Annotated in this window: 18 protein-coding genes; 9 read left to right on the top strand and 9 right to left on the bottom strand. The window is 60.8% G+C overall.

Going from position 1 to position 14,404, the window contains the following annotated elements:
- Positions 1-5: 5 nt before the first annotated feature.
- From KI613_RS16405 to KI613_RS16380, 6 genes are all read right to left on the bottom strand, one after another.
- Positions 6-1,382: a phosphomannomutase/phosphoglucomutase gene (locus KI613_RS16405; RefSeq protein WP_226401315.1), complete on the bottom strand. Its 1,377-nt coding sequence runs from the start codon at positions 1,380-1,382 to the stop codon at positions 6-8.
- 102 nt (positions 1,383-1,484) lie between these two features.
- Positions 1,485-2,450, bottom strand: coding sequence for a YheT family hydrolase (locus tag KI613_RS16400; RefSeq protein WP_226401313.1), 966 nt, complete (start codon positions 2,448-2,450; stop codon positions 1,485-1,487).
- Positions 2,447-2,878: a nuclear transport factor 2 family protein gene (locus KI613_RS16395; RefSeq protein WP_226401311.1), complete on the bottom strand. Its 432-nt coding sequence runs from the start codon at positions 2,876-2,878 to the stop codon at positions 2,447-2,449. The genes KI613_RS16400 and KI613_RS16395 overlap by 4 nt, the downstream gene beginning before the upstream one ends.
- Positions 2,875-3,885, bottom strand: a complete 1,011-nt coding sequence (gene waaF, locus KI613_RS16390; protein ID WP_226401310.1) for a lipopolysaccharide heptosyltransferase II — start codon at positions 3,883-3,885, stop codon at positions 2,875-2,877. The genes KI613_RS16395 and waaF overlap by 4 nt, the downstream gene beginning before the upstream one ends.
- Before the next feature lie 74 nt (positions 3,886-3,959).
- Positions 3,960-4,145: a zinc-finger domain-containing protein gene (locus KI613_RS16385; RefSeq protein WP_226401307.1), complete on the bottom strand. Its 186-nt coding sequence runs from the start codon at positions 4,143-4,145 to the stop codon at positions 3,960-3,962.
- Between the two features lie 15 nt (positions 4,146-4,160).
- Positions 4,161-5,081 carry a branched-chain amino acid transaminase gene (locus KI613_RS16380; protein ID WP_226401305.1) on the bottom strand — a complete coding sequence of 307 codons (921 nt, stop codon included), beginning with the start codon at positions 5,079-5,081 and terminating at the stop codon, positions 4,161-4,163.
- Between the two features lie 89 nt (positions 5,082-5,170).
- On the opposite strand from KI613_RS16380, the gene KI613_RS16375 reads away from it, so the two are divergent.
- Genes KI613_RS16375 through mnmA form a run of 3 tightly spaced genes read left to right on the top strand, consistent with a single transcriptional unit; the run spans position 5,171 to position 7,264 of the window.
- The gene (locus KI613_RS16375) at positions 5,171-5,620 is read left to right on the top strand and encodes an NUDIX hydrolase (RefSeq protein WP_226401303.1); all 450 of its coding nucleotides are present in this window, start codon (positions 5,171-5,173) and stop codon (positions 5,618-5,620) included.
- On the top strand, positions 5,620-6,174 hold the full coding sequence (locus KI613_RS16370; protein WP_226401302.1) for a hypothetical protein: 555 nt from the start codon (positions 5,620-5,622) through the stop codon (positions 6,172-6,174). Before KI613_RS16375 ends, KI613_RS16370 begins: the two co-directional genes overlap by 1 nt.
- Positions 6,167-7,264, top strand: a complete 1,098-nt coding sequence (gene mnmA, locus KI613_RS16365; RefSeq protein ID WP_226401301.1) for a tRNA 2-thiouridine(34) synthase MnmA — start codon at positions 6,167-6,169, stop codon at positions 7,262-7,264. Before KI613_RS16370 ends, mnmA begins: the two co-directional genes overlap by 8 nt.
- Before the next feature lie 6 nt (positions 7,265-7,270).
- On the opposite strand, the gene KI613_RS16360 is transcribed toward mnmA, so the two are convergent.
- Positions 7,271-7,876: an HD-GYP domain-containing protein gene (locus KI613_RS16360; protein ID WP_226401300.1), complete on the bottom strand. Its 606-nt coding sequence runs from the start codon at positions 7,874-7,876 to the stop codon at positions 7,271-7,273.
- Positions 7,877-8,023: 147 nt separating this feature from the next.
- Positions 8,024-8,632 carry a glutathione S-transferase gene (locus KI613_RS16355; RefSeq protein WP_226401299.1) on the bottom strand — a complete coding sequence of 203 codons (609 nt, stop codon included), beginning with the start codon at positions 8,630-8,632 and terminating at the stop codon, positions 8,024-8,026.
- Positions 8,633-8,726: 94 nt separating this feature from the next.
- Here KI613_RS16355 and purB point away from each other — a divergent pair, with 94 nt between their 5' ends.
- From purB to fliD, 6 genes are all read left to right on the top strand, one after another.
- Positions 8,727-10,094, top strand: coding sequence for an adenylosuccinate lyase (gene purB / locus KI613_RS16350; protein ID WP_226401298.1), 1,368 nt, complete (start codon positions 8,727-8,729; stop codon positions 10,092-10,094).
- A 1-nt stretch (position 10,095) separates the two neighbouring features.
- Positions 10,096-10,371, top strand: a complete 276-nt coding sequence (locus KI613_RS16345; RefSeq protein ID WP_226401297.1) for a zinc ribbon domain-containing protein — start codon at positions 10,096-10,098, stop codon at positions 10,369-10,371.
- The gene (locus KI613_RS16340) at positions 10,371-10,688 is read left to right on the top strand and encodes a DUF2322 family protein (protein WP_226401295.1); all 318 of its coding nucleotides are present in this window, start codon (positions 10,371-10,373) and stop codon (positions 10,686-10,688) included. The genes KI613_RS16345 and KI613_RS16340 overlap by 1 nt, the downstream gene beginning before the upstream one ends.
- A gap of 163 nt (positions 10,689-10,851) precedes the next feature.
- Entirely contained in the window at positions 10,852-11,307 is a 456-nt protein-coding gene (locus KI613_RS16335; protein WP_226401293.1) for a c-type cytochrome, read from the top strand.
- A gap of 68 nt (positions 11,308-11,375) precedes the next feature.
- Positions 11,376-12,068 carry a cytochrome b/b6 domain-containing protein gene (locus tag KI613_RS16330; RefSeq protein WP_226401291.1) on the top strand — a complete coding sequence of 231 codons (693 nt, stop codon included), beginning with the start codon at positions 11,376-11,378 and terminating at the stop codon, positions 12,066-12,068.
- A 297-nt stretch (positions 12,069-12,365) separates the two neighbouring features.
- Positions 12,366-13,364: a flagellar filament capping protein FliD gene (fliD, locus tag KI613_RS16325; RefSeq protein ID WP_226401289.1), complete on the top strand. Its 999-nt coding sequence runs from the start codon at positions 12,366-12,368 to the stop codon at positions 13,362-13,364.
- A 92-nt stretch (positions 13,365-13,456) separates the two neighbouring features.
- Here fliD and secF read toward each other — a convergent pair whose 3' ends face one another.
- Entirely contained in the window at positions 13,457-14,401 is a 945-nt protein-coding gene (secF, locus tag KI613_RS16320) for a protein translocase subunit SecF (RefSeq protein WP_226401287.1), read from the bottom strand.
- Between the last annotated feature and the right edge of the window lie 3 nt (positions 14,402-14,404).

The following is a 14,404-nucleotide window of genomic DNA, read 5'->3' as shown; positions in this document are numbered from 1 at the left end:
TTCCTTTAGAACGGCAGTTGAATCCCCGGCCAGACTGCATTGAGGGCCTGACGGAAATCGGCCTGGATGCGTTCGAGCGCGACGGCGTTATCGGCCTCGAAACGCAGCACCACCACCGGTGTCGTGTTCGACGGGCGGGCCAGACCGAAGCCATCTGCGTATTCTACGCGGACGCCGTCGATGGTGATGATTTCCTCGGCGCCATTGAATTTGCCTCCGGCTTTCAGCTTGTCGATCAGCGTGAACGGTTCGCCCTCGGCCATCTTGATATTGAGTTCCGGGGTCGACGGGGAATTCGGCAGGTCTTTCAGCGGCGCGTTGGCATCGGCCGAGCGGGAGAGAATTTCGAGCAGGCGGGCGCCGGTGTACAGGCCGTCGTCGAAGCCGTACCAGCGCTCCTTGAAGAAAGTGTGGCCGGACATCTCACCGGCCAGCGGGGCGCCGGTTTCGCGCAGCTTGGCCTTGACCAGCGCGTGGCCGGTGTTCCACATGAGCGGCACGCCGCCATGCTGGCGAATCCACGGAGCGAGCAGGCGCGTGCATTTGACGTCGTAAATGACTGTGCCGCCGGGCACGCGCGACAGCACGTCGGCGGCGAAGAGCATGAGCTGGCGATCCGGGAAAATGATTTCGCCATCCTTGGTGACAACGCCGAGGCGGTCGCCGTCGCCGTCGAAGGCGATGCCGATTTCAGCGTCGGTTTCCTTGAGGGCCTTGATTACGTCGGCCAGGTTTTCCGGCTTGGACGGGTCCGGATGGTGGTTCGGGAAATTGCCATCGACTTCGCAGAACAGCGGCACGATTTCGCAACCGAGGCGTTTGAAGAGTTCCGGGGCGATCGCGCCGGCGACGCCGTTGCCGCAATCCATGACGATCTTCATCGGGCGGGCCAGCTTGACGTCACCGACGATTTTTTCGACGTAGGCGCCGAGGACGTCGGCCGAGCTGCGCTTGCCCTGGCCGTGCTTGAGGTTGCCGGCTTCGATGCGCTTTTTGAGATCCTGGATGGCGTCGAGGGCCAGCGTGTTGCCGCCGATGACCATCTTGAGGCCGTTGTAGTCCGGCGGGTTGTGGCTGCCGGTGACCGAGACGCAGGAGTGGCAGCCCAGTTCGTAGGCGGCGAAATAGGTGACCGGGGTTGGCACGCAGCCGACGTCGATGGCGTCGCAGCCGGCGGCACAGATGCCGTCCATCAGCGCGCCGGCCAGTTCGGGGCCGGACAGGCGACCATCACGGCCGACGGCAATGGCCTTCTGGCCTTGCTCGATGGCCAGCGAACCGAGCGCGTGACCAACCTGGCGGACGACGTCGGCGGTCAGCGATTTATTGACGATGCCACGAATGTCGTAGGCCTTGAAGATTTCAGCGGGAAGTTGGCTCATGGTTGTCCAGTTGTCAGGTTTGCGGCTAGGGGAGGTGTGAATGGTGCATGAATATTGTTTCAAACTCTGTGCGCCAACGCCCCTTGCCCGAATGTCATGGGTTTATGACGTTTCAAAAAGGAAGAAGTGTAAAAGCCTTTGCGGTAGCCAGTCCAGATTTCCCGGAAAAGAACCTGTGACAAATCCCACATGTCCGCCGCTTTCGGGCTGTTCGAGGCGGACGAAGGGGCTGACTTCGGCGGCCGTCGGCAGATAGCGTGATGGCAAAAACGGGTCATTTTTCGGGTTGACCGTGAGCGTCGGCACGGCAATCGATTTCAGCCAGGGTTTGGCCGAGGCGCGTCGCCAGTAATCGTCAGCGCCGGCAAAGCCGTGAATGGGGGCGGTCACCGCGTCGTCGAATTCGTAGAGATTGATCGCCCGGCGCATGCGGGTTTCGTCGAAAAGGCCGGGGAACTGCTGCAGGCGGCTGGCCGAAATGGCTTTGAGCGTGGTCAGGAAGTGGCGGGTGTAGATTCGGTTGAAACCGTTGGCCAGATGGTTGCCGCAGGCGGCGAGGTCGAGCGGGGCGCAGAAGGCGGCGACGCCGGTAACCAGTTCGCCAGCTGCCGCGCCACATTCGCCGGCCCATTTGAGCAGGGCGTTGCCGCCGAGCGAAACGCCGGCGGCGTGGAGCTTGCGGCCGCCGTTGGCGGCGTGCAGGCGGCGCAGGATCCAGTCGATTTCTTCGGCGTCGCCGGAATGGTAGGCGCGTGGCCGGTGGTTCAGTTCGCCCGAGCAGCCGCGAAAATGTGGCAGGGCGAGACGCCAACCGGCGGCCTTGCAGGCGTGAGCGGTCGAGATGGCGTAATGGCTGCGGGCGCTGCCTTCGAGGCCGTGGAAAAGGACAAGTAGCGGCGAGTTTGCTGGGCCGTCAAGGTGATCGACGTCGATGAAATCGCCATCGGGCGTTTCCCAGCGTTCGCGGCGCAATTTGAGCGGGTGCGGCTTGATGAGCAGCGGCCACAAGGTTTGCGCCTGTCCGCCGGGCAGCCAGCTCGGTGCGTGATAGGGCTTGGGCAGCTTCAATGCAGGGTGTGCGGCACGGCCTCGGCCATCGCTTGATGGCCGTCGTCGGCCGCCGAGGCATGGCGGCTGGCCAGGCGCCAGCCATGCGGGCCGCGGACATAGACGTGGGTGACGTAGAGCGGGCCGTGCGGGTTGGGGTCGTCGCCGACGAAGAGGATTTCGGTCAGGTGATGGACGGCGATGATCGTGCCGTTCCAGTGGGCGACGGGTTCGGCCTGGACGCGCAGGCGGGCGTTGGCGAAGATGCTGCGCCAGCTTTCGCGGATGGGCACCAGGCCGAGCAGGCGAACGCCGGTCGGATGCACGCATAGCGTTTCGTCGTCTTCCGCCCAGAGCAGCATCATGCGGTCAGCGTCACCCTCGACGATGGCTTCGTAAAAGGCGCGTTCGACGTCGTCGGGCAGGGCATAAACGGTCGGCCCGCTCATCGCGTCATCCTTTTCTGGCAGGCGGCAAAGACCTGCTCGGGGAGCAGTTTGTTGAGGCAATCGAAGTGGCCGAGCGGGCATTCGCGCTTGAAGCAGGGGCTGCATTCGAGATTGAGGCTCAGGATGTCGGCGCGGTCGGAGAGCGGCGGTGTGAAGCCGGGTGACGATGAGCCGTAGAGCGCGACGATCGGCCGGTCGAGGGCAGCGGCGACGTGCATCAAACCGGAGTCGTTGCAGACGACCAGTTCGGCCATGGCCAGCAGATCAACGGCCTGCGTCAGCGAGGTGGCGCCGCACAGGTTGCGGCACAGGCCGGGGGCGAGTTGCGAGATTTCCTCGGCGACGGCGTGGTCCTTGGGCGAGCCGAAGAGCCAGATGGCACTGCCCTGTTCGGCCAGTTTTTTGGCCAGCGCGGCGAAGTGGGCGGCCGGCCAGCGTTTGGCCGGGCCGTACTCGGCGCCGGGGCAGAAGGCGACGACGCGGGCCGGGCGCTCGATGGCCAGTTCGGCCAGGGCTTTTTGCTGGTCTTCCACGGTCGACCGGATTTTTGGCCTAAAAATGAAATGGCCCAGCGGCTGACCCGGCGCTTCGGCCAGTTGGGCAAAGCGTTCGACCATGAGCGGCAGGGCGGCCTTGTCGAGCGTATGGCGGACGTTGATCAGGCCGTAACGCGATTCACCGGTGAAGCCGACGCGCTGCGGAATGCCGGCCAGCCACGGCAAGAGCGCCGATTTGAGCGAATTGGGCAGGACGTAGACGGCATCGTAGCCGCGGGCAGCCAGCTGGCGGGCGAGTTTCCAGCGCGGCTTGAGCGACAGCTGGCCGTGGCCGAAGGGGCTGTCGAGGACGTCGCTGATTTCCGCCATACGGTGCAGGACGGGCGCTACCCAGCGCGGGGCGATGGCGTCGAGCTGGAGGCCGGGATGTTTGGCGTGCAGGCGCGCAAACAGCGGCTGCGCCATGATCGTGTCGCCGATCCAGGAGGGGGCGACGATGAGAGCCTTCATTGGCGGATCGAGTAGTTAGGATCGAGTGGTCAGCAGCAAGCCACGGCTCACTCGATCCTCGATCCTGCTAGCTATCAATGCCCCTTGGGCGCTTCGCCCGTGAAGACGTACTTGGTCGAGCAGTACGGGCAGGTCACTTCCCCGGTCTTCAGGACGTCGAGGAAGACGCGCGGATGCTGGCTCCACAGCGCGACGTTGGGCGTCGGGCAGTGCAGCGGCAGATCGTGGGCGGTGATTTCAACAGCTTTGTTGTCGGACATCGTTTTCTCCCTGAATTAGACGGTGGCCAGCCAGTCGGCGTGGGCCGCGGAGCGGCCATAGACCACGTCGAAGTATTTTTCCTGCAGCACCTTGGTGACCGGGCCGCGATGGCCGGCGCCAATCTGGCGGTTGTCGAGTTCGCGGATCGGCGTCACTTCAGCGGCGGTGCCGGTGAAGAAGGCTTCGTCGGCGCAATAGACTTCGTCGCGGGTGATGCGTTTCTCGATGACCGGGATGCCCAGTTCGCCGGCCAGCTGAATGATCGTGGCGCGCGTGATGCCTTCGAGGCAGGCCGTCAGGTCCGGCGTGTACAGCTTGCCGTTCTTGACGATGAAGATGTTCTCGCCGGAGCCTTCGCAGACATAGCCTTCGGTGTCGAGCAGCAGGGCTTCGTCGTAGCCGTCACCGGTGGCCTCGTTGTTGGCGAGGATGGAGTTCATGTAGTTGCCCGATGCCTTGGCGCGCACCATGGTGATATTCACATGATGGCGGGTGAAGGACGAGGTCTTGATGCGGATGCCGCGCTCCATGCCTTCCTCGCCGAGGTAGGCGCCCCACGGCCAGGCGGCGATGATGATGTGCACCTTGGCACCCTTGGGCGAGACGCCCATTTTTTCCGAGCCGTAGAAGGCGAGCGGGCGCAGGTAACCGGATTCGAGATTGTTGGCGCGGATGACTTCCTTCTGGGCCTCGATCAGCGTTTCGGCGTCGTAGGGCATCTGCATCTGGAAGATGTGAGCCGAACGGAACAGGCGCTCGGTGTGCTCCTTGAGACGGAAAATTGCCGTGCCGCGTTCGGTCTTGTAGGCTCGGACGCCCTCGAATACGCCCATGCCGTAGTGCAGCGAGTGGGTAAGGACGTGGGTGGTGGCTTCGCGCCAGGGCACCAGTTTTCCGTCTTGCCAAATAAAGCCGTCGCGATCCGACATGGACATGTTCGATTCTCCGTGTTGCGCCTGTAAAAGCCCACAATTCTAGCCGAAATCAGACGTTAAAATAACGGTTTTGCCGATAGAGCTTCACCATGGTCTGGAAACCCCACGTTACTGTTGCCGCTGTTGTTCAGCGTGACGGCAAATTCCTGCTCGTCGAGGAAGAAACCGAGGCGGGGCTGGCCTTCAATCAGCCAGCCGGCCATCTTGAAGAGGGCGAGTCGCTGCTCGCTGCCGTGGCCCGCGAGGCGCTCGAAGAAACGGCCTACCACTTCAAGCCGACGCATCTGGTCGGCGTCTATAACTGGACGCATCCGACCAAGGAGGATACGACCTACCTGCGCTTCGCCTTCGCTGGCGAATTGCGCGGTTACGAGGCGGATCGCCCACTCGATGAGGGCATCGTCGCGGCGCGCTGGCTGACGCTCGATGAGGTCAAGGCGACACAGGCCCGCCATCGCAGCCCGCTGATCCTCCAGTGCATCGAGGATCTGATAGCCGGCAAGCAATATCCGCTCGACCTGCTCGTGCATTACGACTGATGCGTCGCTGGCTGCTTTCGCTTCTGCTCGTGCTCCCGGGCGTGCTGCACGCCGACGAAACGGTGCGCATTTGTTATGGCTATGGTTGTCTGGCGCAGGCCGACATCCGGTTCACCGAAGGGCAGCTCGGCGAAGTGCGGCGCATGCTGTTTGCTGCGGTCAACCCGGAAAATGAGCGAAAAATGATATCCGAGGTAGTCGGTCGGCTTTACGCCTGGGCTGGCGAGCAGTCGGACATCCACAACGACCGCGGTGGCAACTACGATGATGGGCATGTCCCCGGCAAGATGGATTGCCTCGATCACTCGACCTCGACGACGCGCCTGCTCAAGCTGCTTGAGGCGCGTGGCTACCTGCGTTGGCACCGGGTTCTGGAGCCGGTGGTGCGGGACGTCGCCACCGTATTTTTCGTGCACTGGTCGGCGGTGATCGAGGAAAAAACGGATGGCGAAGTGCCTCGCTTCGTCGTCGATAGCTGGTTCGTCGATAATGGACAGCCAGCGGTGATTTTGCCGCTGGGTGAATGGAAGAAAGGGGCTGGGCCCGATGTCTGAAAAAACCGTGGTCGTCGGCTTGTCCGGCGGCGTTGATTCCTCCGTGGCAGCACTGCTGCTCAAGCGTCAGGGCTGGAAGGTGATCGGCCTGTTCATGAAGAACTGGGAAGACGACGACACCGAGGAATACTGCTCTTCGCGCCAGGATCTGATCGACGTGATGAGCGTCGCCGACCGCATCGGCATCGACGTCGAGGTGGTCAATTTCGCCGCCGAATACCGCGAGCGCGTATTCGCCGAGTTTCTCAGCGAATACCAGGCCGGGCGGACGCCAAACCCGGACATCCTGTGCAATTCCGAAATCAAGTTCAAGGCCTTCCTCGACCACGCCATGCAGCTTGGCGCCGACAAGATCGCCACCGGCCACTACGCCGGCGTGCGCGAATTCAACGGCGAATACCAGTTGCTCAAGGCCGAGGACGGGACCAAGGACCAGAGCTATTTCCTTTACCGCCTGAATCAGGCGCAACTGTCGAAAACGCTGTTTCCGCTGGCCGATATCTACAAACGCGAAGTGCGGAAGATCGCCGAGGCGGAAGGCTTGCATGTCGCGGCCAAGAAGGATTCGACCGGCATTTGCTTCATCGGCGAACGGCCGTTCAAGGATTTTCTCAGTCGTTACCTGCCGCCGAAAAAGGGCGAAATCCGCCGCCTCGACGATGGCAAGGTGCTCGGCGAGCACGATGGTCTGATGTTCCACACCATGGGCCAGCGCAAGGGCCTGCACATTGGCGGCCTGAAGGAAAAAGGCCAGCCCGGCGGCGGCGATCACGACGCCTGGTTCGTGGTTGGCAAGGACATGGAAAAGAACGTGCTCTACGTCGTCCAGGGCCACGATCACCCGGCCTTGCTGCGAGGCGATCTGGTCGCCGAGCAGCTGTCATGGGTGTCGGCGCAGGCGCCGCATACGCACTGGGTTTATACGGCCAAGCCGCGTTACCGGACAGCCGATCAGCCCTGTGAGGTCGAGCGGGTCGATGGCGAAAGCTGCGAAATCCGCTTTGCCGAGCCGCAGTGGGCGCTCACGCCGGGGCAGTCGGTGGTGCTCTACGAGAGTCGCGTCTGTCTCGGCGGCGGCGTTATCCGTTAAGCGCGCTCAGGCGTCGGTGCCACGCATGGACGATTTTTCAATGGTCAGACAGAAGGCATGCAGCAGATCGGGGTCGTGCTTGCTCCCGGCCTCGCTGTCCAGGATGGCCATGACTTCCTTGTGCTGTCGTGCCTTGTGGTAGGCCCGGGTTTCGATCATCGCGTCGTAGCTGTCGGCTAGAGAAATGATTCGAGAATAGAGCGGAATATCCGTGCCGCGCAGCCCGTCCGGATAGCCTGAGCCGTCGAAGTGCTCATGATGATGGCGCACCGTGCGGGCAATGCCCGGCGAATTTTCGCCATTGATGGCGAGAATGATCTGTTCGCCGATCACCGCGTGCTGTTTCATGCACACCCATTCGTCTTCTTCGAAGGCGGCCGGTTTGCGTAGCACCTTGTCCGGAATGCCGATTTTCCCCAAGTCGTGGAATTGGGCTCCCAAAGCCAGCATTTCAAGTTCGTCGTCGGAAAGTTCGATGTACTGCCCCAGTTCGGTGGAGAGGTGGACGACCCGGTCGGAGTGCGCGCGGGTGTGGAGATCACGTGCTCCCAAGGCAGTGGCAAGGGAGAGCGCGACTTTATCCATCGGTACGTTATCTGGGAAGGGTTTCACGGCCGTATGCCTCGCACATTTTTATGGTTTATGAACAGTTGACCTTGGCGTGGTCGGGTGGTTCATTCGGGCGAGGTCAGAATCCGGACCAGCAAAAAAAACAGGGGTGCCCACGGGCACCCCTGTCATCTCTGGCGATAAGGCAAGTCAGTCGTGCGGCACGGTATCCGCGAAGGGCGGGCGCAGCATCAGCTTGTCGTAGAGCTTGCTGAGGTTCGGGTGGTTTTCCTGCCAGTTGATGGTGGGGAAACGGAAGCTCAGATAACCCAGGGCGGTGCCGACGGCGATATCGGCCATCGAAATGTGGGTGCCCATGCAGAAGCTCTTGTCGCCGAGTTCGTGTGCCATGAAGGCGAGGCCGCGCGTCACCTTGCCGTGCTGGCGCTCTATCCAGCCAGAGCTCTGCTCCTTTTTCGGGCGTTTGCCTTCGAGCAGGGCGCTGACCGCCGCATCGAGCACGCCGTCAGCCAAGGCTTCCCAGCGCTTGACTTCGGTCCGTTCGCGATTGGGCGCCGGGAACAACTTGTTGTTGGGCGTGACGTTGTCGATGTACTCGACGATGACGCGGGAGTCGAAGAGCGGGGTGTGGTCGTCGAGTACCAGCACCGGGACTTTGCCCAGCGGGTTGATGTCGGGAACCTTGCTATCTTCCGTCCACGGTGAATCGATGACGAATTCGTAGTCGATCTTTTTTTCGGCCAGCACGATGCGCACTTTGCGTACGTAGGGGCTGGTATGGGAGCCGATCAGCTTCATCGTGCGCTCTCTGATTTGGGGACTTCGATTATAGCGTATGGCGACGGCTCCGCCGGGCGGGTAAAATGGCGGGCTTACTGAAAAGGATGATTCCATGACCTTCAATCCCCTGGTTGCCCTTTCCCCGCTCGACGGCCGCTATGCCGGCAAGGTTGACGCCCTGCGCGAGCATTTTTCCGAATTCGGACTGATCAAGGCGCGTCTCAAGGTCGAGATCGAGTGGCTCAAGGCGCTGGCCGCTGAGCCGCACTTTTCGGAAATTGCCGCTTTTTCCCCGTCGACCGTGGCAGAGCTCGACGCGCTGGTTGCCAACTTCACGGTTGAGCAGGCGGCTGAAGTGAAGGCCGAGGAAGCCGTCACCAACCACGACGTCAAGGCGCTCGAATACTGGATCAAGAAGAACACCAAGGGCAACGCCGAGGTGACCAAGGTCAGCGAGTTCATCCACTTCGCCTGCACTTCCGAAGACATCAACAACCTGTCGCACGCGCTGATGTGCAAAGGCGCCCGCGAACAGGCCATGCTGCCATCGCTCGACAAGGTCATCGCCCGCCTCAAGGAGCTGGCCCACGTCAACGCCGAAGTGCCGATGATGAGCCGCACGCACGGCCAGCCGGCAACGCCGACGACGCTCGGCAAGGAAATGGCCAACGTCGCCTACCGTCTGGAGCGCGCCCGTGCCCGCATCGCCGCAGTCGAACTGCTCGGCAAGATCAACGGTGCGGTCGGCAACTACAACGCCCACCTGATCGCCTACCCAGGCTACGACTGGGAAGGCTTCGCCAAGCGTTTCGTCGAGTCGCTCGGCCTGACCTTCAACCCCTACACCATCCAGATCGAGCCGCACGACGCGCTGGCCGAGCTGTTCGACGCCTTCGCCCGCGCCAACAGCATCCTGATCGACCTCGACCGCGACATCTGGGGCTACATCTCGCTCGGCTTCTTCAAGCAGAAGGTCAAGGCCGGCGAAATCGGCTCGTCCACCATGCCGCACAAGGTCAATCCGATCGACTTCGAAAACTCCGAAGGCAATCTCGGCCTGGCCAATGCCGTCCTCAAGCACCTCGCCGAAAAGTTGCCGATTTCGCGCTGGCAGCGTGACCTGACCGATTCGACGGTGCTCCGCAACATGGGTGTCGGCCTCGGCTACACGCTGCTCGCCTACGATTCGCTGCTCAAGGGCATGGGCAAGCTCGAAGTCAATGCCGATAACATGAAGGCCGACCTCGACGCCAACTGGGAACTGCTCGCCGAGCCGATCCAGACCGTCATGCGCCGCTACGCCGTGCCGAATGCCTACGAAAAGCTCAAGGAACTGACCCGCGGCACCCGCGTTTCGCGCGAAGGCATGCAGGCTTTCGTGTCCACGCTGGAAATTCCGGAAGCGGCGAAGGCTGAACTGCTCAAGCTGACGCCGTGGGATTACACCGGCAAGGCGGCCGAACTGGCGCGTCGTATCTGATATGAAATGCAGCAAATGCGGGCAGGAAGTGCCGGCCGACGCCATCTACTGTCCGCATTGCACCGGTGAGCGCAAAACCTCGGATCGCGACGTGATCCGGGGGGGCATCCGGGGTGGGCTGATCGGCCTGTTTCTCGGTCTGCTGCCGGCCGCCTGGCTGCTCTTTGATTTTGGCGCCGAGCGCGGCATCAAGGCCATTGCCTTCATCTTGCCGGCCGTCACCTTTACCACCGGGCTGATCATCGGCCTGGTCAAAGCCAAACGGGAATGGAAATAATGTCTTTTGCTGAAAACCTGAAAAAACTGCCGGGCATCTCGCACCTGGCTGCCATCAACCTGCTCGACGCCGAGGGCAATGTGGTCGCCAGCATTGAAAACAAGGCGGGCAGCCAGGGTTCGCTGGCGGTGTATAACCATCTGGCGCAGACCTACGGGTCGATCAACGTCGAGGCCGCCAAAAAGGGCATGGAAATCTTTGCCGAGCACAGCGAAGACGAGCGCGCCAATCCGGGCAAACACCCGAACATTGCCCGCCTCATCGCCATCGAGCAGGGGGCGCCGACGCTGCGCGTCAAGCACGCTTTCGCTGTCTGATTCAGGCTATTCAAAATGGCTCACATGGCTGTGAAAAATGCTCACGGCAAAGATCAACGGCGATGTCATATTAGCAAGTTATAATTTTCATGGAATAAATCGCGGGTTTTGGTCGTTTACCAGACGCAGCCCACCTTTCCTCAATGAAAACGGAGAATACGCAATGAAATCCAAGCTTCTGCTCGCCCTGTTGACCGTCACCCTGGCTGGCACTGCCGCTGCTCAGGTCAAGGTTGAAGACGCCATCAAGTTCCGCCAGTCCGGTTATGCTTTCATGGCCTGGAACATGCAGCGCATCAAGATGAACGTCGAAGGTACCTACAACAAGGAAGAAGTGATCAAGGCGGCCAACGCCATCCAGGCCATTGCCAATTCCGGCATGGGCGCGCTCTATGTGCCGGGTAGCGACAAGGGCAAGGGCTGGGAAGATACCCGCGCCAAGCCGGGCATCTTTACCGACAAGGAAAAGGTCGGCAAGGTTGCCACCGTCTTCAACAAGGAAGCCAACGAAATGGCCAAGGTCGCTGCCACTGGCGACGCCGCTGCTGTCGGCGCCCAACTGGGCAAGCTGAGCGACTCCTGCAAGGGTTGCCACGAAGACTTCAAGGCCAAGAAATAAAGCCGTATTTCGATCGCAGCCACGGGCACCTGCGGGTGCCTGTTTTTTTACCAAGCAAGGTAGCGCACATGAACAGCCAACGAATTCGCCTCTGGGATCTGCCCACCCGCCTGTTTCACTGGCTGCTGGCGCTCGCCGTCATCGCGGCGATCGTCAGCGGACAACTGGGCGGCAAGCTGATCGACCTGCACGGCAAGATCGGGCTGGCGATCATCGGCCTGATCGCCTTTCGTATCGTCTGGGGCTTCGCCGGCTCGACCTATGCGCGCTTCGCCCAGTTCTTCCCGACGCCGGCCAAAATCAAGGTCTATCTGAAAGGCGAATGGCGCGGCGTGGGCCACAATCCGCTTGGCGGACTTTCCGTTTTTAGCCTTATTTTCCTGTTGACCGTACAAGTCCTCAGCGGCCTGTTCGCCAACGACGACATCGCCTTCGTCGGCCCTTTGTTTGAACTGATCGACAAGTCGCTGAGCGATCGCCTGAGCGGTATTCACGAACTGCTCTCCAATGTGCTGATCGCCCTCGTCGTCCTCCATGTTGTTGCCGTTGCCTTCCATGGTCACTTCAAGAAAGACAACCTGGTCAAGCCGATGATTACAGGCTGGAAGGAAGGGGTATCCGGCGAGTCAGCCAAGGGTGGCGGAATGGTCGCCTTGGTCGTTGCCGTGAGCATCGCTGGTGCAGTGGTCTATGGCGCCAGTGGGGCCTGGTTACCTGAGCCTCCACCCCTCCTGCCAGCGGTGGAAACGCCGAGCTGGTGATTGGGCGTGAAGGCAGTGGGCGTGCCGTGATTTAAGCCGGGGCCGAGATCGGCAGTTTCTGCCGGCAAAGCTTCGGTCAGGCGACGTCACAAATTAGGTGAATAGCCCCAAAAAGAGAAACTTTCCCGGGAGCCGACTCCCGCAACGAACCAGCACACCAAACCCGGTGTGCTGGACGGCTGAAAGCACGCTATCCCGCTTGGCGATATCGGCGCACACTAAGGCTTGTTTCTTGCGTGTATGTGAACCAGGAAAAGGGCTAGGGGGAGCGCTTCCTTTATCGCCGTTGGAGGTTTTATGTCAGCCAGCAATGTAACGAATGCAAATATCAAGCTTGCGCTTTCCAGTCTGGGTCGCAGTAGCGATCAAACGTCCACAGGCGGGACCGGGCAGCGTATGGATTCGGTGCAGGGCGTCTCTTTTTCGGATATTGCGCTGCGTGTTGCCAGTCTCCAGGAGCAAACGCTTGGCGCGCTGATGAATTCATCCTCGACGGCTGGGCTGGCCAACGATTCAGGCGGTCTGAACGCGCTGCTGGCTTCGCTGAATTCGCCGGTGACTACGGTAGCGTCGTCGAGCGCTGGCGGCTCAATCAACAGTTTGTCGGCGACGGGCCGCGTTAGCGCGCTTTCCGCACCCGAAGCGGCTTACCAGTTGATGACCTTTATCAACAAACAGGAGCTTGCCTACCAATCGCAGTTTTCTGAATTGAGCCAGATGCAGTCTGCCCTTTCCGAGATGCAGCAGAATGCCCAGAACCTCGACGGCATCGGTACATCAACCGATAACGAAAATATCAAATCGCAGCTGCAGAAATTCGCAAGCCAGTACAACGACTGGGTCAAGCGCTTCGATGCGGACATGCAGACTGACGGGATTCTGGCCGGCACCCAGGCCGCGCAGGTGTCCCGCTATGAGTTGGAGCAAAGTGTTTCGACTGTTTTAAATGGTCGGAATGGCGTACGTGGCTTGAGCGACATGGGCCTCACCATTGACCCCGGCAGCAAACTGGTGGTGCTCGATACAGCCCGTCTGGACTCTGCGCTGGCCAGCAACAAGACCGGGGTCGTGAATACCCTGCACGAGTTCAGTGCGAATTTCGCCAAATCGGCGGAAATGCTGAATTCTGACGGCAACTTCATCAAGAACCGGCTGGATAACTTGAGCCGTGCGATTAACTTCATCAGCGAAAACAAACCCGCCCTGCAGAGCGAATTCGGGCTAGGTGACACGCCTCAGTCCTCCAGCCCGATTACGCAGGCCGCCGCAGCCTACAAGCTGCTTTACGGAGTTTAGTCGCAGTCTCACCCCAAAGAAAAAGCCGCCAATTTCAATTTGGCGGCTTTTTTACGTTTCACGTAGTAAACCCGGTTGACCGCAGGATTCGCTTAAACGACAGCTCCATCCTCGTTGGCACCTTCGATGACCTTGGTCTTGGTGATGAACTGTTCGCGCGAAACGCCCAGCCACATGACCAGCGGGCTGGCGACGAGGACTGAGGAGTAGATGCCGAAGCAGATGCCGATGGTCAGAGCCATGGCGAAATAGTGCAGGGTTTCGCCGCCGAAGATCAGCATCGACAGCACCATGAGCTGCGTACAGCCGTGGGTGATGATGGTCCGGCTGATCGTGCTCGTGATGGCGTGGTCGAGGACTTGCGGCGTGGTCAGGCCACGCACCTTCTTGAAGGTTTCGCGCACCCGGTCGAAGACGACGACCGACTCGTTGACCGAGTAGCCGAGCACGGCAAGGACGGCAGCCAGCACGGACAGCGAGAACTCCCACTGGAAGAAGGCGAAGAAGCCGAGAATGATCACCACGTCGTGCAGGTTGGCGATGATGGCCGATACCGAGAAGCGCCATTCGAAGCGGAAAGCGAGGTAGATGACGATGCCGATGACGACGAGCAGCAGTGCCATCGCACCGTTTTCGGCGAGTTCCTTGCCGACCTGCGGGCCGACGAATTCGACGCGACGCAATTCGGCGCCCGGCGCTTCGGCTTCCAGCGACTTCATGACCGATTCACCAATCTGGTTGGTGTTCTGGTCGCTCTTCAGCGGCAGACGGATCATGACGTCCTGCGACGAACCGAAGTTCTGCACGGCATAGTCGGAGAAACCAGCCTTGCCCAGCGCGCCGCGAATTTTTTCAAGATCGGCGGCCTGCTGGTAATGGGTTTCGATCAACGTGCCGCCGGTGAATTCGACCGACAGGTGCAGGCCCTTGGTGAACAGGAAGACGACGGCGAGGACGAAGGTGAGGAGCGAGATGACATTGAACTTCAGCGCATGGCGCATGAAGGGAATGTCTTTGTGAATGCGGAAAAATTCCATTTT

The organism is Ferribacterium limneticum (assembly GCF_020510585.1).
Classification (GTDB): domain Bacteria; phylum Pseudomonadota; class Gammaproteobacteria; order Burkholderiales; family Rhodocyclaceae; genus Azonexus.
This window is presented reverse-complemented; position numbering and strand designations above follow the sequence as displayed.

Coding starts and splice junctions, on each gene's coding strand:
- KI613_RS16405 (WP_226401315.1), bottom strand. CDS start 1,382: ATGAGCCAACTTCCCGCTGAAATCTTCAAGGCCTACGACATTCGTGGC.
- KI613_RS16395 (WP_226401311.1), bottom strand. CDS start 2,878: ATGAGCGGGCCGACCGTTTATGCCCTGCCCGACGACGTCGAACGCGCC.
- waaF (WP_226401310.1), bottom strand. CDS start 3,885: ATGAAGGCTCTCATCGTCGCCCCCTCCTGGATCGGCGACACGATCATG.
- KI613_RS16385 (WP_226401307.1), bottom strand. CDS start 4,145: ATGTCCGACAACAAAGCTGTTGAAATCACCGCCCACGATCTGCCGCTG.
- KI613_RS16380 (WP_226401305.1), bottom strand. CDS start 5,081: ATGTCCATGTCGGATCGCGACGGCTTTATTTGGCAAGACGGAAAACTG.
- KI613_RS16375 (WP_226401303.1), top strand. CDS start 5,171: ATGGTCTGGAAACCCCACGTTACTGTTGCCGCTGTTGTTCAGCGTGAC.
- KI613_RS16370 (WP_226401302.1), top strand. CDS start 5,620: ATGCGTCGCTGGCTGCTTTCGCTTCTGCTCGTGCTCCCGGGCGTGCTG.
- mnmA (WP_226401301.1), top strand. CDS start 6,167: ATGTCTGAAAAAACCGTGGTCGTCGGCTTGTCCGGCGGCGTTGATTCC.
- KI613_RS16355 (WP_226401299.1), bottom strand. CDS start 8,632: ATGAAGCTGATCGGCTCCCATACCAGCCCCTACGTACGCAAAGTGCGC.
- purB (WP_226401298.1), top strand. CDS start 8,727: ATGACCTTCAATCCCCTGGTTGCCCTTTCCCCGCTCGACGGCCGCTAT.
- KI613_RS16345 (WP_226401297.1), top strand. CDS start 10,096: ATGAAATGCAGCAAATGCGGGCAGGAAGTGCCGGCCGACGCCATCTAC.
- KI613_RS16340 (WP_226401295.1), top strand. CDS start 10,371: ATGTCTTTTGCTGAAAACCTGAAAAAACTGCCGGGCATCTCGCACCTG.
- KI613_RS16335 (WP_226401293.1), top strand. CDS start 10,852: ATGAAATCCAAGCTTCTGCTCGCCCTGTTGACCGTCACCCTGGCTGGC.
- KI613_RS16330 (WP_226401291.1), top strand. CDS start 11,376: ATGAACAGCCAACGAATTCGCCTCTGGGATCTGCCCACCCGCCTGTTT.
- fliD (WP_226401289.1), top strand. CDS start 12,366: ATGTCAGCCAGCAATGTAACGAATGCAAATATCAAGCTTGCGCTTTCC.
- secF (WP_226401287.1), bottom strand. CDS start 14,401: ATGGAATTTTTCCGCATTCACAAAGACATTCCCTTCATGCGCCATGCG.